The organism is Aliiglaciecola sp. NS0011-25 (assembly GCF_040370605.1).
GTDB classification, from domain to species: Bacteria; Pseudomonadota; Gammaproteobacteria; order Enterobacterales; family Alteromonadaceae; genus Aliiglaciecola; species Aliiglaciecola lipolytica_A.
Window position 1 is genome coordinate 48,864 of the sequence record NZ_BAABWR010000015.1, and the last position, 22,110, is coordinate 70,973.

General features: G+C 41.1%; 16 protein-coding genes. 13 read left to right on the forward strand and 3 right to left on the reverse strand.

Annotation, left to right across the window (positions count from 1 at the left end; translation table 11 throughout):
- The first annotated feature begins 3 nt into the window (after positions 1 to 3).
- From ABWV72_RS14010 to ABWV72_RS14025, 4 genes are all read left to right on the forward strand, one after another.
- The gene (locus ABWV72_RS14010; RefSeq protein ID WP_252729097.1) at positions 4 to 762 is read left to right on the forward strand and encodes a sulfite exporter TauE/SafE family protein; all 759 of its coding nucleotides are present in this window, start codon (positions 4 to 6) and stop codon (positions 760 to 762) included.
- A 13-nt stretch (positions 763 to 775) separates the two neighbouring features.
- Positions 776 to 1,186, forward strand: coding sequence for a protein tyrosine phosphatase family protein (locus ABWV72_RS14015; RefSeq protein ID WP_342804593.1), 411 nt, complete (start codon positions 776 to 778; stop codon positions 1,184 to 1,186).
- Positions 1,187 to 1,288: 102 nt separating this feature from the next.
- On the forward strand, positions 1,289 to 2,923 hold the full coding sequence (locus tag ABWV72_RS14020) for a methyl-accepting chemotaxis protein (RefSeq protein WP_353371253.1): 1,635 nt from the start codon (positions 1,289 to 1,291) through the stop codon (positions 2,921 to 2,923).
- A gap of 169 nt (positions 2,924 to 3,092) precedes the next feature.
- Entirely contained in the window at positions 3,093 to 4,694 is a 1,602-nt protein-coding gene (locus ABWV72_RS14025; protein WP_342804595.1) for a BamA/TamA family outer membrane protein, read from the forward strand.
- A 127-nt stretch (positions 4,695 to 4,821) separates the two neighbouring features.
- Here ABWV72_RS14025 and ABWV72_RS14030 read toward each other — a convergent pair whose 3' ends face one another.
- Entirely contained in the window at positions 4,822 to 5,556 is a 735-nt protein-coding gene (locus tag ABWV72_RS14030) for a TrmH family RNA methyltransferase (protein ID WP_353371255.1), read from the reverse strand.
- A 272-nt stretch (positions 5,557 to 5,828) separates the two neighbouring features.
- Here ABWV72_RS14030 and rlmE point away from each other — a divergent pair, with 272 nt between their 5' ends.
- Positions 5,829 to 6,449: a 23S rRNA (uridine(2552)-2'-O)-methyltransferase RlmE gene (rlmE, locus tag ABWV72_RS14035; RefSeq protein WP_216048395.1), complete on the forward strand. Its 621-nt coding sequence runs from the start codon at positions 5,829 to 5,831 to the stop codon at positions 6,447 to 6,449.
- A 19-nt stretch (positions 6,450 to 6,468) separates the two neighbouring features.
- Here rlmE and fdxA read toward each other — a convergent pair whose 3' ends face one another.
- The gene (gene fdxA, locus ABWV72_RS14040; RefSeq protein WP_216048394.1) at positions 6,469 to 6,792 is read right to left on the reverse strand and encodes a ferredoxin FdxA; all 324 of its coding nucleotides are present in this window, start codon (positions 6,790 to 6,792) and stop codon (positions 6,469 to 6,471) included.
- Between the two features lie 210 nt (positions 6,793 to 7,002).
- Between fdxA and ABWV72_RS14045 the strand changes: the two genes are divergently transcribed.
- The 4 genes from ABWV72_RS14045 to ABWV72_RS14060 all read left to right on the forward strand — a co-directional run bounded on the left by ABWV72_RS14045 (position 7,003) and on the right by ABWV72_RS14060 (position 13,689).
- The gene (locus tag ABWV72_RS14045) at positions 7,003 to 8,634 is read left to right on the forward strand and encodes an NAD(P)/FAD-dependent oxidoreductase (protein ID WP_353371258.1); all 1,632 of its coding nucleotides are present in this window, start codon (positions 7,003 to 7,005) and stop codon (positions 8,632 to 8,634) included.
- 40 nt (positions 8,635 to 8,674) lie between these two features.
- Entirely contained in the window at positions 8,675 to 9,919 is a 1,245-nt protein-coding gene (locus ABWV72_RS14050; RefSeq protein WP_353371359.1) for a TMEM143 family protein, read from the forward strand.
- A 342-nt stretch (positions 9,920 to 10,261) separates the two neighbouring features.
- Positions 10,262 to 12,052 carry an acyl-CoA dehydrogenase C-terminal domain-containing protein gene (locus tag ABWV72_RS14055; RefSeq protein ID WP_353371260.1) on the forward strand — a complete coding sequence of 597 codons (1,791 nt, stop codon included), beginning with the start codon at positions 10,262 to 10,264 and terminating at the stop codon, positions 12,050 to 12,052.
- Between the two features lie 68 nt (positions 12,053 to 12,120).
- Positions 12,121 to 13,689, forward strand: a complete 1,569-nt coding sequence (locus ABWV72_RS14060; protein WP_353371262.1) for an AMP-binding protein — start codon at positions 12,121 to 12,123, stop codon at positions 13,687 to 13,689.
- Between the two features lie 27 nt (positions 13,690 to 13,716).
- On the opposite strand, the gene ABWV72_RS14065 is transcribed toward ABWV72_RS14060, so the two are convergent.
- The gene (locus ABWV72_RS14065) at positions 13,717 to 14,658 is read right to left on the reverse strand and encodes a winged helix-turn-helix transcriptional regulator (RefSeq protein WP_303500607.1); all 942 of its coding nucleotides are present in this window, start codon (positions 14,656 to 14,658) and stop codon (positions 13,717 to 13,719) included.
- A gap of 299 nt (positions 14,659 to 14,957) precedes the next feature.
- On the opposite strand from ABWV72_RS14065, the gene ABWV72_RS14070 reads away from it, so the two are divergent.
- From ABWV72_RS14070 to ABWV72_RS14085, 4 genes are all read left to right on the forward strand, one after another.
- Positions 14,958 to 17,309, forward strand: a complete 2,352-nt coding sequence (locus tag ABWV72_RS14070; protein WP_342804601.1) for a TonB-dependent receptor — start codon at positions 14,958 to 14,960, stop codon at positions 17,307 to 17,309.
- A gap of 199 nt (positions 17,310 to 17,508) precedes the next feature.
- A complete protein-coding gene (locus tag ABWV72_RS14075) occupies positions 17,509 to 19,170 on the forward strand; it encodes a class I adenylate-forming enzyme family protein (RefSeq protein ID WP_353371265.1) in 1,662 nt (553 codons plus the stop codon).
- 53 nt (positions 19,171 to 19,223) lie between these two features.
- Positions 19,224 to 20,711 carry a carotenoid oxygenase family protein gene (locus ABWV72_RS14080; RefSeq protein WP_342804603.1) on the forward strand — a complete coding sequence of 496 codons (1,488 nt, stop codon included), beginning with the start codon at positions 19,224 to 19,226 and terminating at the stop codon, positions 20,709 to 20,711.
- A 27-nt stretch (positions 20,712 to 20,738) separates the two neighbouring features.
- Positions 20,739 to 21,980, forward strand: coding sequence for an acetyl-CoA acetyltransferase (locus ABWV72_RS14085; RefSeq protein ID WP_342804604.1), 1,242 nt, complete (start codon positions 20,739 to 20,741; stop codon positions 21,978 to 21,980).
- Positions 21,981 to 22,110: the final 130 nt, after the last annotated feature.

A 22,110-nucleotide genomic window follows, 5' to 3' on the forward strand; every position in this document is an offset into this window, starting at 1 on the left:
ACCATGAACGATCCAATGATTTGGTTAGGTGCAATTGCTATGGGATTGAGTCTTGGGCTACTGGGCTCCGGTGGCAGTATATTGACCTTACCCTTACTGATTTTTATTGCCAAAGAACCTGAAAAGTTAGCCATTGCAGAATCTCTACTTATTGTAGGAATAGTGGCGTTAGTTGGCACTATATCCCACTATCTAAAAGGTAATATCATCTACAAATTGGTATTGTATTTTGGCATTCCTAGTATGTTTGCGGCATATGGAGGCGCTTATTTAGCGCAGTTTGTCAGCGCAAAATTACAACTGCTTACTTTTGCAGTAATAATGCTTTTAGCGAGTTTTTTTATGCTCAAACCGCTCGCCCCTAACCTCACCCAAACAACCAGTCCGCAATCAGGGTTTTGGCTAATTCCTGCGAGCTTGTTGGTGGGCTGCTTAGCCGGCTTAATTGGTGTAGGTGGTGGTTTCCTGATAGTGCCGGCACTTATGTTTATTGCCAAAATTCCCATCAAGCAGGCAGTGGGTACCAGTTTAGTCATTATTGTAATGCAGAGTATTAGTGGCTTTTCCCAGTACTTAAAAGTATTTCAAAATGCTGATATCAGCTTAAATTGGCCGTTAATCTCGCTGGTCAGCAGTTGTGCAATAGGCGGAATATTAGTCGGGTTGCGAATCGCAGATAAACTTCCCCAATTGGTGATAAAGCGCCTATTCGGTGCTGGGCTAATTGCGCTATCGGCCTACACCTTTATGACCAACGTTTAAACCAGGATTTGCCATGCCTATCATCAACCTAAACGACCACTTTTCAATATCTGGTGAGCTCGATAATGAATTACTCTCACAGTTAGTTGAAAATGGCTTAACCATGCTAATTAATGTTCGCCCCGATAATGAGTCTGCCACTCAAATAAATAGTCACCAATGGCAACAGATATGTCGTTCACTTCGAATTGAGTATCAGCATATTCCGGTTAAATCGGGTATTTACTCAAATCAACAAATTGCGTTATTTAAACGCTTGCTTGAACAACATAAGGGCTTAGTACATTGTTTTTGCAGAAGTGGCACTCGTGCAGTGCACCTTTGGGCGTTGAGTCAAAAACAACAGGCCAGCTTCCAACAGTTACAACAACTATGTTCCTCAAAAGGTTATGATTTGTCAGCAATTAAAGACTATTTTAAGTGATTAAGTTTTGAATCAACAAAAATAGACTAGACTGAAAGAAAAAGCATAACGCGGCAGCAAGCGTCGCCTAAAAGTTGGGCTGCAATAGTCGAGGAATTAGCAATGATATTTTTACGCAATTTTTCATTGATATACCGATTAAGTTTTATTGTCATTTTAATGGTGCTCGTACTGGTACTTCTGAGCTTCAGTGTGTTGAACCATCATTATGAAGCACTGGAACAACAAGCCTACAAAGAAAACAAAAGCGTTGTGGATGTCGCATACAGCGTAATTGAACACTTCCATCAATTAGCCAGTACCCAACAACTCAGTGAAGACGATGCAAAAGCAATGGCGATTGCAACTGTGAGTGAGCTTAGATACGACGACAATAATTATTTTTGGTTACAAGATGCAACCCCCAATATGATTATGCATCCCTTCAAACCGGCGTTAAATGGAGAGTCTCTATACAACAGTACTGACGCCAATGGGAAAACGTTTTTCCGAGAAATGTCGCTATTAGTCAAAAAACAAGGCAGTGGTTTTGTGACATATGTTTGGCCACTACCAGGTGAGGAAGAACCAACCTCGAAAATATCCTACGTCAAAGAATTCCGGCCGTGGGGATGGACTATAGGCTCGGGAATTTACTTAGATAAACTTGACGCCTTTTACGCCAAACTGCGTAATTCATATATCCTCGAAGCTTTTATCGGATTGCTTGTTATTCTTGGCGCTACTTGGTTAATTAGCAGGAGTATTACTGCGCCGATTCAAGAAGCAAGTGAACGAATGCGTGACATTGCTCAAGGTGAGGGAGACTTGACCCGTCAATTGCCGGTAAAAGGAAATGATGAAATAACCCAGCTAAACCAGTTTTTTAATCAATTTACCTCCAAAATACGAGAATCTCTTCTGCAAGTGCGCACAATCGTTGAAGAGTTAATAGAACAATCCAATTCGGTTGCCAGTGTTAGTCAAAGCAGTAACACCTTTGCCCAACAGCAAAGTGACGCCACCTTACAAGTAGCAGATGCTATTGATCAAATGACGAAACAAATTAGCGAAGTTAGTAGCAGTGCATTGAATGCTGAAAACACCACAACTGATGCTAAAACCAATGCCCAATCGGGAGCCGTAGCGGTGAATCGCACCGTAGAGGATATTCAATCATTAACCAGTAACATCGATCAGGTTAATTCGGTTGTATCTCAACTGGCCAAACAAAGCGAAAACATAGGTAGCGTACTCGATGTGATACGAGCGATTGCAGAACAAACCAACCTGTTAGCATTAAACGCGGCGATCGAAGCGGCTCGCGCAGGAGAGCAAGGCCGAGGATTTGCTGTCGTTGCCGATGAAGTCCGTACCTTAGCCAGCCGCACCGGGCATAGTACTGACGAAATTCAAACCATGATTGAGAAATTACAGAGCGATGCTAAAGCCGCAGTGGAAGCAGTAAAAACCAGCCAAGACACTTCTCAAAAAACAGTAGGAAACATAAACGAAGCGAATGAAACACTGCAAGAAGTTGCAAGATTAATGGGCCAAATGTCGCAAATGAACAGCCAGATAGCCCAAGCGACAGAGCAACAAACTCAAGCCGCGCAAGCCATTAACTTGCGACTTAATGATTTAAATGATGCCTCAGAACAATCTGTCACAACGGCAGCCACCTTAAACCAAGCTAGTCAGGCGCTAAAAGCCCTCAGTGATAAAGTGCATACTGTAGTTAATCGCTTTAAATTGTAGTTTTACAAGCTGTTTAACCTATTTAGACTTTTGCTGACTGTGCCGCGGCGAGCTCAGAAAAATGAAAAAGCTCTCATAAAATGTAAACTTAAGAGTTTTAAAGGTTTTTTGTTAAGCCGTTCTTAAGGTTAACAATATAAAGTTCATACATACATTTATTGGTGGTTGTATGAACTTAAACCTTTTCACTGTTTTTATTATAATTTGCGCGACTTTATTTTTGCCGTCTAAGCTGCTCGCTCAGCAAGAAAAGGAGTGTAGTCAAACTGACAAGGTTCACTTTAAACCCAACGATATATTCAACTTAGAAGATGATGACAGTATTTTCATACACGATTGGGCCAACTTTCTACATATCAAAACCAAGCAAGATACCCTCGAAAATGAAGCTGCTTTTTTCCTCAAAAAATGTGAGGTTAACTACGATGATTTACTCGAACTGGAACGACATCTACGCAATCAAAAATACATAAGAGACGCGAAAGTAAAATATGATGAGAATAATTTAGTTTCGGTAGAAACTTGGGACAACTGGACGTTATTGCCAACCATAGATTTCAGTCGTAAAGGCGGTAAAAATAAGTTTGCTATTGGTATAAGAGATCGTAATTTGCTTGGTTTGGGAATAGGTGCAGAAATAGAATATTTCAGTAATGAACAGCGCACGGGTTATAGACTTGATACCCAATTCCCCCTTTATCTAAAAAACAATATTAATGCCTCTATCACGCTAACGAGCAACGATGATGGCAGCTCAAAGGCTGCATTTATTAATAAGCAATTTGTGAGTTTCGATACCCAATATGCATATCAAATAGGGTTTGATAATTTCAGTCAAATAGACACACAATTCGAATTGGGCCAGCAATCTAACCGCTTTAGCCATGAACAAAGATTCTCCACTATTGCGTGGCAATGGCTGCAAACAAATTCATCCACAGATACGTTACGCTTTGGTGTCGGTTACACGCGGGAATCACATCGTTTTTCAGATTTAATCAAAAATGCACTCAACGAGACTAACCTTTTGCCCAACGACAGAGAGTTTAATTATCCCTTTGTTTCCATCGAGTATTTGCAGAAAGATTTTAGGAAATTAACCAATCTGCACTTAATCAACCATATCGAAGATTACAATTTAGGCTGGCATGTCAGTGCTAGTATCGGTACTGATTTTTCAGATAGAGATAACGCCCCTAGCCTAATCTGGCAATCCAACTTATCTAAAGGAATCGAACTATCTGAAAATGCGTTAGTGTATTTTGATGTCTCACTTGAAGGCGAGCAATACAACAATTCGCAACAACAAGACAGAGTCCTACTCAAAACCAGTGCTGAGTATTTCTACAAGTTCAATCAGCATTGGGGGGCATATTTTAAAAATGCCAATGTAATAAGTGACAATCAGTATTTAGACTCACCTGTGGTTTTAGGTGGTGAAACTGGTGTACGAGGTTACCCATTGCAATATCAGCACGCCACAAAGAGCACACAATTTACCGCTGAGGCCCGCTATTATCCGCAGATTAATATCTACAAATTATTGGAGTTAGGTGGCGCTGCATTTATAGATTCCGGTAAAGTATTTGACCAATCAGAGTCATCAGAAAAGCAATCTTCATTAATGACATCCGTTGGCCTTGGAGCTCGATTTTATTCCACCCGTACCAGTGAAGCACGGGTAATTCATATTGATGTTATTAAGCCGATTAGTTCAGATCCGAATGTAAACAGTGTTGAATTTAGAGTGACCACTAAACATAGATTTTAGCTAATCTATAGTGTTTTACTTAAGACAAGCGATTGCCCATCACTTTAATCGCTTATCACTATGGTTAAAGCAGCATTTCCGCGTATCGAATAACATCACTTTAATCGTGCTAATAACTGAAAATTACTTAGCTCGACAACTGATACACGCAAATATTCACTGCACTGGCTAAATTAAGTGAATCAATTTTTCCACTTCCAGCAATAGTAAAGGCGTCGGCATCACAGGCCGATAAGGCATTAGTAGGCACGCCACGCGCTTCGTTGCCAAACAAATAACACTGGTATTTGGTAAAATCTGTACTTTGAATTTGTTTGCCTTGCATATCTAAATAGGCAAAGCGCTTAAAGCGTGTTTGTAGATCAACCAATTCAACCTCCAACTCAATGGGCACATGAAATATCGCGCCCATACTGGCCCTTACCACTTTGGAGTTAAACGGATCGACACTGTTGGGACTGAGCAATAAGCGAAAACCACCAAACCAAGCTAAGGTTCGTAAAATGGTACCTAAGTTACCGGGATCTTGTACTTCATGAAGATAGATACAGCGTTCACCCTGCAGGTTCGCTTGCTGCAATTTAGCGGCCTTTGGCAATGGCACACAAGCAATAATGCCCTGCGGGGTTTTGGTGTCACTGAGCTGTGCCATTTGCTTTTTATTCAACACAACTAAAGCACATTGATGAGTAAATCGTTTGCCCCAATCTTGATATTCTTCAGTGACATACAAGGTAATATCATCTAATCCATGTTCTGCTTTTTGAAGCTCTAAAACCAGATGTTCACCTTCCACAAGGTAATAACCAAACTGCGAACGATATTTCTTTTGGTGGAGCTTTTTTACATCATCAAATTTCATATTAACTTGCCTTTATAAATTGGTGCAGCATGGCACAAGTTAAATACTGCAAGTTCGGTCATGTAAAATCCTAGTCTGTAGATTGGCTAAACGAAATAATAAATACTCAAGGTTGATAATTGTAACGCTTTGCTCAAATCAAGTCAGGGAAAACAAGTTAAAGCAAATAAATTACCGTTAAAAACGCTATTTTCGCCTAGGTAATTTGCAAATTTGCCGTGCCAGCTTACAATAAGCGCCGTTTAAACCATCAAAAATAGCAGACTCACTTTATGGCACGCTCTAAAACCAGTAAAAAATGGCTGGACGAACACGTTAACGATCCCTACGTAAAAAAAGCACAAATTGACGGATATCGTTCCCGTGCTAGTTATAAACTTATCGAAATTAATGAAAAAGATAAGTTAATTCGCCCCGGTAGTATTGTCATGGATCTAGGTTCAGCTCCTGGTGGTTGGTCACAAATAGTCGCTCCCTTAGTAGGTAAAAAAGGCCGAGTGATAGCCTCAGATATTTTGCCAATGGATTCGATATTGGATGTAACTTTTATCCAAGGTGATTTCACCGAAGAAGCGGTTTACGATCAAATTGTGGCAACCTTAGACAACGAACAAGTTGATGTGGTGGTGTCTGACATGGCGCCGAACATCAGTGGTGTCAATGCCACTGACCAATACAGCTCAATGTACCTTGTCGAGTTAGCACTAGATATGGCCCGCAATGTATTAAAGCCTGGCGGCAGTTTTTGTGCAAAAGTGTTTCAAGGTGTTGGCTATGAAGAATATTTGAAAGACGTTCGTAGTTCTTTTAATAAAGTGGTGATCCGTAAACCTGATGCCTCTCGCCCACGCTCTCGCGAAGTGTACATAGTCGCAAAAGGATTCAAAGGCTAAAACAAGATCTAAATAATGACTATCGCTCTAACAACGGCAACTTTTCGACAACACCGTTCCATTTGTCGGCATCTTCTGGAGGGGCTTTTAGTTCAGTGATATTCGGCCATTCTTGGCTCAATTGTTCATTTAGCGCTAAGTACTGGAGTTGATCGGCTGGCAGTTCGGTATCTTGAAAAATCGCATCTGCCGGACACTCTGGGACACATAACGCACAGTCTATGCAAATTACTGGATCGATCGCCAAAAAATTAGGCCCTTCAAAAAACGCATCTACAGGGCATACGGCAACACAGTCGGTATATTTACATTTAATGCAATTGTCGGTCACTACAAAGGTCATTGAAAGCTATTTTGGTTAGGCTGAAAATATGCCGACAAGTTTAAAGAAGCACGATAAAAACACAAGTTTCTTTGAAATTTTGTTGTGGTTAACAATAACCAGATGTTTTCAACCTAAATACAATTTAACAGGGCTATCTATCACAGACTAGCTGATTTAAAATATCGCGCCCTGACAGAAAGGCTGTCCGGCGTTTAAAGAGTGTGTATTATGTTACGTTTGACGGATATTAAATTACCCCTAAATCATCAAGAACAGGCTATTGAGCAAGCAATACTTAGCAAACTCAAAATCACCCCAAGCCAGTTAATATCCTTCAATATGTTCAAACGAGGCTATGACGCTCGCAATAATAGAGACATTCAACTCATTTACACCCTTGATGTGGAAGTCAAAAACCAATCTGAACTGCTCGAACAGTTTGAGCGGGATCCACAAGTTCGCATCACGCCTGACATGCAATATAAATTTGTCACCCAAGCACCAAATGAATTAACCGAGCGACCAGTAGTGGTTGGACTAGGACCATGTGGTTTATTTGCCGCATTAATTTTGGCCCAAATGGGGTTTAAGCCGATAATATTGGAACGGGGCAAAGAAGTTCGAGAACGGACCAAAGACACCTTTGGTTTTTGGCGCAAAAAACCACTCAATCCAGAATCAAATGTGCAGTTTGGTGAAGGTGGTGCTGGTACATTTTCCGATGGCAAACTTTATAGTCAGGTAAAGGATCGCAAACATTACGGGCGCAAAGTGCTACATGAATTTGTCGCTGCAGGCGCACCTGAAGAAATCATGTACGTAAGTAAACCCCATATTGGGACCTTTAAATTGGTCAATATGGTCGAAAAAATGCGTGAAAAAATCATATCTTTAGGGGGTGAATTTCGCTTCAGTACAAGAGTAGAAAAACTCGATTTAGAACCGCAAAATGACGGCTATAAAATAAAAGGCTTACATTTAGCTGATGGGGATTACCTTAGCTGCAAACACGTAGTATTAGCAGTGGGTCACAGTGCAAGGGACACCTTCACCGCACTGTATGAGCAAGGCGTGTATATTGAAGCTAAGCCATTTTCAGTAGGCTTTCGAATCGAACACGAACAAAGCATGATCGACAAATGTCGCTTCGGCGACAATGCCGGCAACCCTATTTTGGGTGCAGCTGACTACAAACTAGTCCACCACTGTAAAAATGGACGCACCGTCTATAGTTTTTGTATGTGTCCAGGCGGCACGGTAGTCGCGGCAGCATCAGAACCAGGAAGAGTCGTTACCAATGGCATGAGCCAATATTCTCGCCACGAACGTAACGCCAACAGTGCCATAGTCGTTGGCATTACCCCAGAACAAGATTATCCAGGTCATCCTTTGGCAGGTATCGAATTACAACGTAGTTTAGAAGATCTGGCCTTTGCAGTTGGAGGTGAAAACTATCACGCTCCGGCGCAATTAATTGGAGACTTCCTAGCAGGTAAAGCCAGTGCAGAATTAGGTGATGTAAAACCTTCATATACCCCAGGTATCACCCTAACTGATTTATCCAAAGTGGTACCTGATTTCGTAACCGAATCCATTCGCGAAGCCATTCCAGCGTTCAATCGTCAGACCAAAGGATTTGCCAAAGCGGATGGTTTACTCACTGGCGTTGAAACCCGCACCTCTTCACCGATTTGTATTAAACGCGGTAAAGATTACCAAAGTGTCAACGTAGCAGGTTTGTATCCCGCTGGCGAAGGAGCAGGTTATGCTGGCGGCATTTGGTCGGCCGGAATTGATGGTATTCGCGTAGCCGAAGCTGTGGCGTTGGCCATAGTGGGCATAGACGAAAAACCTGAATAAACGCAACCAAACAGGCTAATAAACCTTTATGCAGCAAAGTATTAAGAAAGATCGGTTTATTCCGTTACGAAAAACGGATCTTATCAACGCCTGTTTGCAACAAGGCCAGCTCAATGAAAAGGATAAAAATGCGTTCATAGACTTGTGCCATATTCTGGTGAGCACCTTACATTTTGAATATCATCAGACTCTTGAAATATTAAAAGATAGTTACGCCCCCTTTGATCCTAACTCAGACACCCTGCCCGTTCATTCAACCTCTAAAGATTCCTTAGATAACAAACAACAGGTTTTCGCGCAAACCTTTGCTCAGGTGTTAAATGCCGCAAACTTTGAAAAGGTTACCGAACAGGATTTACAAGAGGCGTTGCATGAAGCGTCTTTATTTAAAGTTAGGCTGGAAGTGGAATTTGAAGATTTCGCCGAAGTGGTATTTTATCGCCGTGGCGAATACCAGAAAACCGAAACACTGAGCAAGTTTTGGGGTCTGAAGAAACAGCAGGTAAGCTTCACCAACTATGACAAAGTAGCAGTTTATATAAAGTTTAAAAACGCTGAATACTTTGCCTCAAAGAAAATGAAATCGACTAATTTTGAACCTGACTCAACCATCATCAAGTTATTCCAAAATGTACCAAAAGCGGATTTAGAAATGCTGTTCCCCAACAGCGAAGTGCGCATGCGCACCTTAGACAAAGCCATTATCGGCGGCTCTGCGTTAGTTGGCGGAACCGTGGTGTTAGTGACAAAACTAGGGGCGTCTTTATTATTGATGGCAGGCATTATCAGTTATTGGATTGGTCTGTCAGATAAAGCAGTGACAATTGGCACTCAAGAACTCATCGCTCTTTGCGCAGGAGCTGGGGTAATTGGCGGGTTTATATTCAAAGAATGGAGTAAGTTTAAAAATCGTAAATTGAAATTTATGAAAGCACTGGCTGATAACCTCTATTTTAAAAATCTCGACAACAATGCTGGGGTTTTTCACCATCTAATTGATGCTGCGGAAGAAGAAGAATGTAAAGAAGCGATACTAGCCTATTATTTTTTACTGACATTTAAACAGCCTATCAGCAGTGAACAACTAGATCAGCAGATTGAAGATTGGTTTACCAGCCGATTCGATTTTGAAATAGATTTCGAAATTGAAGATGCGTTAAATAAATTGCTTCGATTTGGCATAGTTAACAAACAAAATAATATGTATAGCGCCATATCGATACAAGCCGCCCAGACCCAACTGGATCGTGAATGGGATGACATTTTCAGCTCAAAGGTTGAGTAACTCCAACAGCATAAAAACTCAACGTCAGGCTCTAACTAACCTGATATAACTTATTTAAATAAACCATCATAAGCATTAATCAATCTAGCATTTCACCTATCAATATAGTTTTTCAATAGTCTGATATTGCAAATAGATTGCTCGTTAAAACCCTGTGTAACATCACTTTCATTACATAAATGTAAATTAAATGTTCACTCATTAACAAACTTACTTGCTTTACGAGACTCTAAAACATAACATAACTTGCATTAAAGAACTCACTGCGTTTATTTGTCGGTCGAAGACTCAGCTATTTGCTCGACAATCTCCCATAAAACGCATTACTTTGGAGAACATTTTATGCCCGCTTACAAAGCACCACTTCGCGATATTCAATTTGTTATGGATGATCTGCTTAACTTTTCCAACCATTATCAACAATTGAATATTGATGTTGAGATAGATCGTCAAACTCAAACGGCAATCATTGAAGAAGCGGCTAAATTTTCTGAAAATGTAATTTCTCCACTAAATGCGGTTGGTGATCAAGTGGGGTGTAAGTGGAGTGCAGATGGCGTTACCACACCAACTGGCTTTAAAGCCGCTTATCAACAATATTGTAAAGGTGGTTGGCCATCATTGGCAATGCCCGAACAATACGGCGGACAAGGCCTGCCGGAATCTATGAACATCATTGTCAATGAATTGGTATGCAGTGGCAGCGTTGCGTGGTCGGGTTACCCAGGTTTACGTGAAGGCGCGATAAAAACACTGGTTAGTTATGGCAGTGAAACGCTTAAAAATACCTTTCTACCAAATTTAGTCAGCGGTAAATGGACAGGAACAATGTGTCTAACCGAATCTCATTGTGGAACGGATTTAGGCCAATTAAAAACCAAAGCTACGCCTATATCTGATACCGAGTTTACCCTTACCGGAACAAAAATATTCATATCATGTGGTGAACACGATATGGCCGAAAACATCATTCATATTGTGTTAGCTCGTTTACCCGATGCACCAGCTGGCAGTGCAGGTATTTCGCTTTTTGTGGTGCCAAAGTTTTTGGTAGAAAACGGAAAATTAGCTGCCAGAAACAAGGTTAACTGTGGTTCCATCGAACATAAAATGGGTGTCCATGGTTTTGTCACCTGTGTAATGAACTTTGATGGTGCCAAGGGTTACTTACTTGGACAACCAAATAAAGGCCTTGAAGCCATGTTTACTTTTATGAACTCAGCTCGGTTAACCACCGCTTTGCAGGGCTTAGTCCATTCAGAAGTGGCCTATCAAGGCGCTGTCCCCTACGCCAAAGAAAGATTAGCAATGCGTTCACTAAGTGGAGTGAAAAATCCAGATGGCCCTGCCGACCCCATCATAGTTCACCCTGACGTCCGCCGTATGCTACTAACCATTAAGTCATTTGCAGAAGGGTTTAGAGCATTCGCTTATTATGTTGCCCAACAGCTCGATATTGCCGAACATGGACAGTCAGTTGAAGAAAAAATCCATGCCAAACAATTACTAGCGCTGCTAACTCCTATCTGCAAGGGATTTATGACGGAACTAGGTTGTGAAGCAGCCCATCACGGTGTGCAAGTTTATGGCGGTCACGGCTACATTAAAGAATGGGGTATGGAACAAAACCAACGTGATAGTCGTATCTCTACTTTGTATGAAGGTACCACAGGTATTCAAGCCTTAGATCTGATCGGCAGAAAAGTGATGGGCTCTAAGGGCAGTTTATTAACCAACTTTACCGACATCATTGTGAGGTTTTGTCAAACCCATCAATCTACCCCCAATATGCAAGAATTTATCGAACCACTTAAGCAATCAACCAATGACTGGTTGGAATTAGCCAATACAATTGGCAAATCTGCGGCTTCAGATGCCGATGAGTTAGGTGCCGCATCAGTGGACTTTTTAATGTTTTCTGGCTACACCATATTGGCTTACTTTTGGGCACGAATGGCGCTAGTTTCAATTCAAAAACTAGATACTGAAACAGAAGACAAAAATCTTTATACCAGCAAAGTCAATACCGCCCGCTTCTACTTTCAACGCATATTACCGCGCACTGCGACCTTAAAGTTAACTATTCAATCTGGTGCAAAAAACTTAATGGAAATCAATTCGGAGCACTTTTAAATGGCCATAGCTATACACATTTTAGTGCCCAATAATTTTTGGCAATTAACCAATATTTTGAGTTATTTATGAATACTAATAACAACTTAGCATTACCGGAGACCGCCTCCTTGCAGTCTATTTTTGACAAAGGCTGTCAACAATATAGTCAAAACAACGCTTTTAAATGTGGCTCACAAAGTATTAGTTATATGGAGTTGGACCATCAATCAAAAAGTTTCGCTGCCTATTTACAAGAGAATACCGAATTGCAACCAGGTGATAGGATTGCCCTTCAGTTACCTAATTGTATTGCCTATGCCGTAATAGCTTGGGGTGCTTTGCGGGCGGGGTTAGTGATAGTCAACGTTAACCCGTTATACACAGAAAATGAACTGGCCCATATGTATCAAGACTCAGGAGCTAAAGCGCTAATTGTATTAAGTTCATCTATAGAAATGGTCAGCAATTTAGTTAACGAGTCTGATATCTCAGTTTTGTTTTACATCAATAATGCAACCGCAGAACTTAACAACTTAACAGTTGATACAATTGAATATACGGATTGTTTAACCCAAGGCAGCAATTGCAAATTTACGCCAGTCTACGCCTCTCCAGACGACACAGCCTTGTTACAATACACTGGAGGTACAACAGGATTAGCCAAGGCAGCGGTATTAACCCATGCAAATTTGGTTAGTGCCGCTCGCAGCTTTTGGGATACCACCGGGGTATTTGAAGCTGGTAATGAAATTTTCGCCGCACCTTTACCCTTGTATCATGTTTATGCTTTTGTAGGTCATATTGTGGTGGGCGTAATATATGGTGTAACCAGCATTTTAATTACCAACCCACGAGATATACCTGCGCTGCATAATGCGTTAAAAGACAGCAAGTTTAGTCTTTTTGTTGGCATCAACACGCTATTTAACATGTTATGCCAAGATCCGTTATTTAGAACCCTTGATTTCTCAGGCTTAAAATTCACCTTGTCTGGAGGAATGGCTCTTAACCAGCGTGTTGCTTTACGTTGGGAAGAACTAACACGCTGTCAGATTAATGAAGGTTACGGGTTAACAGAATCATCGGCTGGGGTCATTATTAATCGCGGCGAACATGATCGTCGATTAGGCTCCGTTGGCAAACCAATGCAAGGAGTAGAAATTAAGGTTATTGGAGATAAAGGACAAAGATTAGCGGCCGGCGAAAAAGGTGAGTTGTTTATAAAGGGTAAGCAAATCATGAAGGAATATTGGCACAATCCAAGTGCCACAACTGCAATATTACAAGACGGCTGGTTAGCAACAGGTGACATAGCGTTAATCGACGAGGAAGGTTTTGTCTATATTGTTGATCGCATAAAAGATGTGATTATTGTCTCAGGATTCAATGTTTACCCAGCAGAAATAGAGCAAGTGGTTAACCGACTTTCCGATGTTCAGGAATGTGCTGCGGTAGGAATAGAGTCAGAGGATACCGGTGAGGCTGTCCAACTGTTTGTTGTGCTAAAAGAAAATGTCATTTCTGAAGCCACTATTATTGAACATTGTCGTAAAAACTTAGCTGCTTACAAAATTCCCAAAGTGATAAAAGTGATTAATGAATTACCTAAATCGCCTGTCGGTAAAGTGTTGAAACGCATGCTTAAAACACACTGAGAATTAGCTTTAAAATAGTAAGTTAAACTATTTGATAACAGTAAACCCCACTTTATCTGGTTGGGGTTTGCTTAAACAAACTGCACAAATCACATCCACATCAAGATCATGTCCGCAGGCTTTATGAATAAGTTTATAAGGTCGTTCCATAGGTGTAAAATAATCTAAAACCCATTGCCTCAATGCTAGCGTCATACCGTACAAGGACTCTCCTTTTTCGGTGAGTTTATATTCATAACGGGATGGTGACTGTTGGTACAAATTCCTTTTTAGCACCCCTAAGTCGACCATTTGCTTAAGTCTATCTGCCAATATATTTGTAGCAATACCTAGGCTGTGCTGAAAATCGTCATAACGGCTTAACCCCAAAAAGACACTCGCTATAATCAGACTACTCCAGCGATCACCAATAATTTCGATAATATGTCCAAGTCGATGATCCGCATCGGATACAGTGGAACCTCTTGAGCGCCTTTGGGTATTCATACTATCTACAACATTGCCAGTGTGAACTATACCAATACTTTTGTTCTCTACTCTTGTCACATCTTTATAGGTAACCTCTAAGCGGCAATTCCGGCATACACAGATTGGCTTTAACTCATGTTGGCTATCTACATTGTGTTGTAATACCAAGGGCAACTTAGCATTTGGTTGATTCACCCAATGGGTTTCCCACTCCCAAACCATTAACGCCCAAGGATATAATGCAAGACCTTTAGTGGTGAGTTTGTATTCATAACGAGGCGGAGTTTGGCTATAAAGTACTTTTTGTAAAACCTCTTGTTCAAGCAAAAACTCTAAACGATTGGTCAATGTTCCTCTGGCAATTTTACTATATTCTCTGAATTCGCTAAATCTATGCCGTCCTAAAAATGCATCTCGCAAAATCAGTATAGTCCAGCGATCGCCGACGATTTTTAGTGCTCTGGCCACAGGGTTGGTGATTATTTGAGTTTCAATATTCATACATAAACTCTATCCCATTCAATCATTAAAACAAAGCAAGGGGTTAACAATAACAACATTCATTTTCTAATCATAAATCGTTAATACGCTGATATTTAACCACAAGTTGTGGAAATCAAATAAATTATCAAACTTCCGCCCCTCCTATAGTTACATATTATTAAATAAATACACATTTAATTAACAATAAAGCTTGCATTAAGAAACCCACAAGTATATTGTCACATCACTTGCGTTATTAGACCAACAAATTTATTCAATAAACATAATTCACGGTTTGAAGCATTTAGGAGCAAACGATGCAAATTAAATACAGAAAAAAGCCTATAGCTATATACATTTCAGCACTTTTAATGGGCTACAGTGTTAACTCAATAGCGCAAGAGACCAAGGACACAAATTCAGAATTATCGCTAGAAGTGATAGAGGTAACAGCACAAAAAAGATCCCAAGGATTACAGGATGTTCCTATCTCCATCAGCGCAATATCTGGCGACATGTTAAAAAACACCAATATTAATTCATTAACTGATATGTCTAGTTCTGTTCCTAATCTTACGATTACCAAATCAGGCATAACCAATCAAATAGGCATACGCGGTATTTCATCGGGCGGGAATAAAGGTTTCGAACAATCTGTAGCTATGTATGTTGATGAAGTGTATTACGGTCGCGATCAACTCATTCAGTTACCGCTAGTTGATTTAGAACGAGTTGAAATTTTACGTGGACCACAGCCAATCTTATTTGGTAAAAACGCCATTGCTGGGGCTATTAGCCTATCGTCTGCTCGACCTACAGATGAATTTGAAGCGTCCATTTCTACCCTATATGAATTCGAACAGGAAGAATTTAAAACAGTCGGCATTATTTCCGGCCCGCTAACCGAAAATCTAAAAGGGCGTTTTGTTGCCTCATACCGCGAAATGGATGGTTGGATAGAAAATACAACATTAGAGCGCACTGAACCCAATACCGAGCAGCTTTATTTACGCGGTATGCTTGAATGGGATTATGACGACCTTAACATTTTACTGAAAGCCGAAACCGCTAATTTTGATACCGCCGGAAGAGCCATTGAAAACCACTCTCCTATTGGTACTTATTCAAGCATTTTTAGTGGCGCACTCTACGTTGAAACTGATGAAGATTACAAGTCGCAAAATAACGGCCAAGAAAGCGACAACAAAGTAGAAAACGTAATGCTAAAAGTGGAGTACGAGGTAAATGACTTTACGCTCACTTCAACCTCAGCATACTTAAAGTATGACACCGATGAACTCATTGACGTGGATTATACTGGACTAGATCTGTTCAACGGCTCAGTTCAAGGGGAACGTTTCAAACAATGGAGCCAAGAACTACGAGTTGCCTCGCCAACCGATGGTGATATTGACTACATTGCCGGAATTTATTTACAAGACAATGAGTTAATTACCTACGATAACGTTTTATTTGGCTCTACGTTTGCGGCAAACCCTGCTTTCGTACCTATTGTTAACGGTAGCTGGGACAGAGATTTTTCACAAGACTCCCAAGTATTCTCAGCCTTTGCTCAGTTAAATTGGCGGATAACCGACAAGCTGTCTTTGACAGCTGGCGCAAGGTATAGCAAAGAAGAAAAAGATGCACATCGAGTACTGAACTTACCCGGCGAAAATACCAGTGGTATACCAGCCGATGCATTGTTCCCAGGCTCTCCTGCATTTGGCCCCCAAGCCGGCTTCGAAGTTATGATGGGTGCGATAAAAATATATGCCCATGATTTAGAGGGTACTCGAAAAGAATCTCAACTCGATCCATTACTGAATATTCAATACGAATTGGATGACGATACCATGTTTTACGCCTCTTATACCCAAGGTAGTAAGGGCGGAGGCTTTGATATTCGCTCAAATAGTTATCCTGATAATCCCGTTAATCCAGGCTCTTTCGAATTTGAAGATGAACAAGCTACAAGTTATGAAATAGGCGGTAAATTTGGTTTTGGTTATATTGAAATCAATGCCGCTACCTTCTTCACGCATTACGAAGATCTGCAAGTCACTCAATTTGATGGCACTGTCGGTTTTAACGTACAAAATGCAGCCGAAGCAGAAACCAAAGGTATCGAATTAGACGGTCGCTGGCTGCTTTCCGAGTCTTTGGTACTCAACGCTTCATTGGCTTACTTGAATTTTGAATACCTTGATTTTGATGTGGCGCAATGTGCTCCAGATCTGGTTTTACCTGATCAGGTATTAAGCTCTAGCGTAGATGGATTATGTAACCTTGCTGGTGAAAGCGCGATTTATACACCTGAGCTTACTGGAAGTCTGCGACTGCAATACCAGCAAGATCTCGGCGATTGGGCCTATCTGACTTATGGATTAAATATGGAATATAGCGACAAGTACAACGCGGGTGTCACTATAGATCCGAATACCGAACAAGATGCCTATACTAGATGGGGAGTACGGGTAGCCTTAGCCGATTACGACGACCAATGGAAAGTGGCGCTGATTGCTAACAACATCACCGATGAAAGAGTAATGACGCTATCGAACTCATTACCATTTTCAACCACCCTAACCGGCGGAACAGGTGTTGCCTATTACGGCATATACGATCGCCCTAGAAGTATTGCCTTGGAACTAACCTATAACTTCTAAAATTTAAGTTGTTAATTCACACCGCCTAACTAGGCGGTGATTTAGCGTCACTCTAATAGAGGATTACGATTTATGACCTTTGTAATGCAGTTCAGCCATCACCTTATGCCGACTCCCCGAACTCAATCGTTAGGAAAGTCAAAATTTAGCCATAAGTCTGAAAGCAAACACATTTATCAGGTCAATTAGGGTATTTAGTATGATAATTTCGAAACAAGATAGACTCACCCAGTACCACAACTCTGGAGAATGGGGCACACAAAGACTTCATGACTTATTTGAAGCAACTGCCGCTCGTTTCCCTGAACGTGATGCCTTAGTTGACCCACTAGATAAACAAGATTTAGTCGGCAGCGAACCTCAACGGTTAACCTATAACCAGCTAAAAGATAAAGTAGATCAGTTAACCAAGGTTTTATTGAACAATGGTTTAGGTAAAGATGACATTATTCTGGTGCAAATGCCGAATGTAGTGGAATTAATATTTACCTACCTTGCTGCCTCACGTTTAGGAATTATTTTAAGCCCAGTGCCTGTGCAATATCAGGAAAGCGAACTATCAACCATCCTTAACGTACTGCAACCCAAAGCAATTGTTTTAAACCCAGAATTTAAACAAACCTCATTATTAGAACGCATGCAGCGCAGTATTCAATTAGCGGAGCTACAAACTCAGCCACCCAAAATACTGAGCTGGGGTGAAGGCGGTACTGTATCTAATTTGTCGTTACAGATGACCCAATCCTTACAAGCATCTTTATACAATGATTACCGCCAGCAGCACACCATTAGTGCCGATGATCTCATTACAATTTGTTGGACATCAGGCACCGAAGGCACCCCGAAAGGCGTTCCTCGTAGTCACAACCAATGGTTGGCGATTGGTAAAGCCACCTACTTAGGAAATCAAATTCAAGATAACGAGACATTGCTTAATCCTTTTCCGTTGATCAACATGGCATCTATCGGTGGAATGTTTTTAAGTTGGTTATACAGCGGTGGCAAACTGGTATTACACCACCCTTTGAATTTACCGGTTTTTTTACAACAAATAGTGACTGAAAAAGTCAATTACACACTTGCACCTCCCGCGTTGCTAAACACGATACTCAAAGATGAAAAGCTAAAAAATGCCGTCGATTTTTCAACTATTAGAGCTATAGGCTCAGGTTCAGCGCCGCTAGATGTGTGGATGGTTGAAGGCTACAAAGAACTTTTCGATATCGAAATAGTTAATCACTTTGGTTCAAACGAAGGGATGAGTTTGTTGTGTGGCCCAAATGAAACTGATCGTCCAGAGAAACGGGCAAGATTGTTTCCCCGCGCAAGTAGCCTGCTAGAGACTCGATTAATTGACGTTGAAACTAATCAGCAAGTATCGGCTCACGATAAGTCTGGTGAACTGCAAATTAAAGGTGCTGGTGTATTTGATGGATATTATAAATCTCCTGAAAAAACCGAAAGTTGCTTTACCGATGACGGATTTTTCAAAACTGGTGATTTGTTTCAAATCTCCTCTGAAGATCCAGATTTTTATACCTTTATTGGTCGATGCAAGGACTTAATTATTCGTGGCGGAATGAATATCGCGCCCGCTGAACTAGATAACCTTTTAAATGCCCATGACGATATTCTAGATGTTGCGGTAGCCCCCTACCCTTGTGAAATATTGGGTGAACGTATCGCCGTATTCGCCACCTTAAAACCAGAAAAACACCTCACTTTGGCTGATGTTGTTAACTACTTAAAACAACAAAATATCGCATCATTCAAGCTCCCAGAGAAACTCATTCTAGTGAATGAAATACCTCGTAATCCATTAGGTAAGGTTATGCGTCATAAGCTCTCCATAGCATCGTAAATAACCGATTAAACACGATTTACAGCAGAAATTGAGTACTATAAGGAAACCCCATGAAAAGTAATTTGATTAAAGAGTATGAGCAACAAGATACACCTGAATGGACCGCTTCCGAAGATCACTATCACAATGTTAACCCCTATTTACACGGAGCATTAGGTCCAACAAAGTTCGAGCACAGCGAACAAGAACTGGAGGTTTTAGAAGGTCAAGTACCCGCAGATCTCACTGGCATTTATGTGAGAAACGGTGCTAACCCGCGCTTTGCCAGTAAAGGTCCACATCATTGGTTTGATGGAGACGGCATGTTACACACCCTCTCGTTTAAAGATGGTAAAGCAAGTTATAAAAATCGCTGGATCCGAACCAAACACTTTAATATGGAAAGTGAAGCGCAAAAAATATTGTGGCCAGGATATGCGATGCCTCGCCCTGATCCTAACTCTCCTCCAGGCAGTGGCAGTGACTTTTCCATCAAGGATGCCTCAAATACAGATGTGGTTTGGCATAACGGTGCTCTTCTAACCACCTTTTATCAAACCGGCATTCCTTACAGAGTAAACCCTGTGACACTGGAAACGGAAGGACAGGAAACCTTTAATAGTAAACTGCCAAGACAGATGTCCGCCCATTGTAAAGTTGATGACGCCACAGGTGAATTGATGTTCTTCGATTACAACATGGAAGAACCATATATGACATACGGTGTAGTGGATAAAAACGGACAGCTGACAAACTATGTTGAAATACCTTTACCTGGGGCAAGGCTTCCTCACGACATGGCGATTACTGAAAACTATTCAATCTTGATGGACTTACCATTGCATTGGAATAAAGGTAGCCACGGTTTACACTTTTTCAAAGACCGCCCAAGTCGTTTCGCCGTCATCCCCAGACATGGAGATCAAGCAGACATTAAGTGGTTTGATGCTAGCGCATGTTATATGTACCACACGGTTAACGCCTATGAAGAAGATGGCAAAATCATCATGGATGGATGCCGCCAACCTGAGCCTATTTCACCGCGCAAACCTGGAGATGGGGTAATAGAAAGAATGGAGTCTGCAGGCACCTGGAAAGATGTAAAACTGTATCGTTGGACATTTGATTTAAGCACCGGAGAAACCCAAGAAGAGCAACTTGACGATGCCAATGTTGAGTTTCCCATGATCAATGCCGACTTCTACACAGGTAAAAAGTATCGATATAGTTATTCCACACTCATGCCAACGGATTCGTTAATTAATTTTAGTGGCGTGTTTAAATTTGATCACCAAACTCGAGAAAAGCAAGTATATACCTTCCCAGAAGGTTCTTGTGGCTCTGAAACACCTTTTGCACCAGCAGATAATGCGGTAAATGAAGATGATGGATATCTCATTAGTTTTCTCACCTATGCTGACACTGGTGAAAGTGAAGCCATCATTCTAGATGCAAAAAAAGTGGATGCGGGGCCGATTTGTCGACTAAAAATACCCAGTCGCGTGCCTGTTGGATTCCACACATGCTGGGTAAACGGCGAAAAAGCTGTCGGGTTATAAAAGTTTTAGTAATTAAAAGAGAACGCTATGAATGAGCAAAACATTTACATTTTAGGTGGTCATCAGACTGATTTCAGTCGCAATTGGGCTCGAGAAGACAAAGGTATTTACGACTTATTTGAAAGTTGTTTGCAACAAGGTTTAATCGACTCTAAGCTTGACGCAGAAGATGTGGATGTTGCTCATGTAGGCAACTTTGTTTCAGATCTATTCACCGGACAAGCGCAACTAAACGGTTTTTTTGCCCACGCAGCACCGGAGTTTGGTGACATTCCAACGTCAAGACACGAAGCTGCATGTGCTTCTGGCTCAATGGCCTTATTAAGTGCCATGCGCGATTTAGAATCTGGCCATTACCAAGTAGCTTGTGTGATGGGCATAGAACTAATGCGCAATGTCAACTCTGCGCTGGGGGCTGAGTATTTAGGATCGGCCGCTTGGGTGGGGAAAGAAACCGAAGGTTGTCGTTACGTTTGGCCTAAAATGTTTGCTGACTTGCTGGAGCATTATCAGCAAAAGTATGGCCTCGATACCCGTCATTTATCAAAAATAGCGGAACTTAACTTTGCAAATGCCAAACGCAACCCCAATTCTCAAACCCGAAATTGGCAATTTTATGCACAAAGCTTTACCGATGATAATGAATTTAATCCAATTGTCGAAGGCCGATTGCGAAAACAAGATTGCGGACAGATAACCGATGGCGCAGCAGTTGTATTTCTAGCAAATCAAAAATACGCGGCAGAATATGCGGCAAAAAACAACATTTCATTATCTTCAATCCCTAGGATAAAAGGCTGGGGACATCGCAGTGCGCCTTTATTGATGAATCGTAAGTTAGAGTTGAGCGAACATAATGGCTTGATATTTCCCCATGTTAAACGCACCTTTGACGATGCATTATTGCGCGCAGGTTTGGAAAGTGTGCATAGTTTAGATTTATTAGAAGTGCACGATTGTTTCTCAATGACCGAGTACATGCTGATTGACCATCTCGGCTTAACCGCCCCTGGCGAATCTTGGAAAGCCATTGAAAACAACATCATCAACTTTGACGGTGACTTGCCTATCAACCCCAGCGGAGGACTCATTGGTCTTGGCCACCCAGTTGGCGCTACTGGCGTCAGAATGATGTTAGATGCGTATAAGCAAACAACCAATCAATGTGCTGATTATCAAATTAAAAACGCCAATAACGTCGGAATTTTTAACCTTGGAGGCAGTGCAACAACTTGTGCCTCTTTTATTGTTGGCACCGATAATCACTAATTCACAAGAGACTAAAGTATGTAATTAGCATAGATTGGCAAGAATTTAGTGCTCAACTTAACCAATGAGCATATTTATTACTTTCATTAAAAAACCAATTAGCGCTTAAGCTTTTTGTGCATAATTTTAA

Bases quoted from the DNA above. Each gene is read 5' to 3' on its own strand.
- ABWV72_RS14070 (WP_342804601.1), top strand. From the start codon at position 14,958: ATGCAAATTAAATACAGAAAAAAGCCTATAGCTATATACATTTCAGCA.
- ABWV72_RS14025 (WP_342804595.1), top strand. From the start codon at position 3,093: ATGAACTTAAACCTTTTCACTGTTTTTATTATAATTTGCGCGACTTTA.
- ABWV72_RS14045 (WP_353371258.1), top strand. From the start codon at position 7,003: ATGTTACGTTTGACGGATATTAAATTACCCCTAAATCATCAAGAACAG.
- ABWV72_RS14010 (WP_252729097.1), top strand. From the start codon at position 4: ATGAACGATCCAATGATTTGGTTAGGTGCAATTGCTATGGGATTGAGT.
- ABWV72_RS14030 (WP_353371255.1), bottom strand. From the start codon at position 5,556: ATGAAATTTGATGATGTAAAAAAGCTCCACCAAAAGAAATATCGTTCG.
- ABWV72_RS14075 (WP_353371265.1), top strand. From the start codon at position 17,509: ATGATAATTTCGAAACAAGATAGACTCACCCAGTACCACAACTCTGGA.
- ABWV72_RS14085 (WP_342804604.1), top strand. From the start codon at position 20,739: ATGAATGAGCAAAACATTTACATTTTAGGTGGTCATCAGACTGATTTC.
- ABWV72_RS14055 (WP_353371260.1), top strand. From the start codon at position 10,262: ATGCCCGCTTACAAAGCACCACTTCGCGATATTCAATTTGTTATGGAT.
- rlmE (WP_216048395.1), top strand. From the start codon at position 5,829: ATGGCACGCTCTAAAACCAGTAAAAAATGGCTGGACGAACACGTTAAC.
- ABWV72_RS14060 (WP_353371262.1), top strand. From the start codon at position 12,121: ATGAATACTAATAACAACTTAGCATTACCGGAGACCGCCTCCTTGCAG.
- ABWV72_RS14020 (WP_353371253.1), top strand. From the start codon at position 1,289: ATGATATTTTTACGCAATTTTTCATTGATATACCGATTAAGTTTTATT.
- ABWV72_RS14080 (WP_342804603.1), top strand. From the start codon at position 19,224: ATGAAAAGTAATTTGATTAAAGAGTATGAGCAACAAGATACACCTGAA.
- ABWV72_RS14015 (WP_342804593.1), top strand. From the start codon at position 776: ATGCCTATCATCAACCTAAACGACCACTTTTCAATATCTGGTGAGCTC.
- fdxA (WP_216048394.1), bottom strand. From the start codon at position 6,792: ATGACCTTTGTAGTGACCGACAATTGCATTAAATGTAAATATACCGAC.
- ABWV72_RS14065 (WP_303500607.1), bottom strand. From the start codon at position 14,658: ATGAATATTGAAACTCAAATAATCACCAACCCTGTGGCCAGAGCACTA.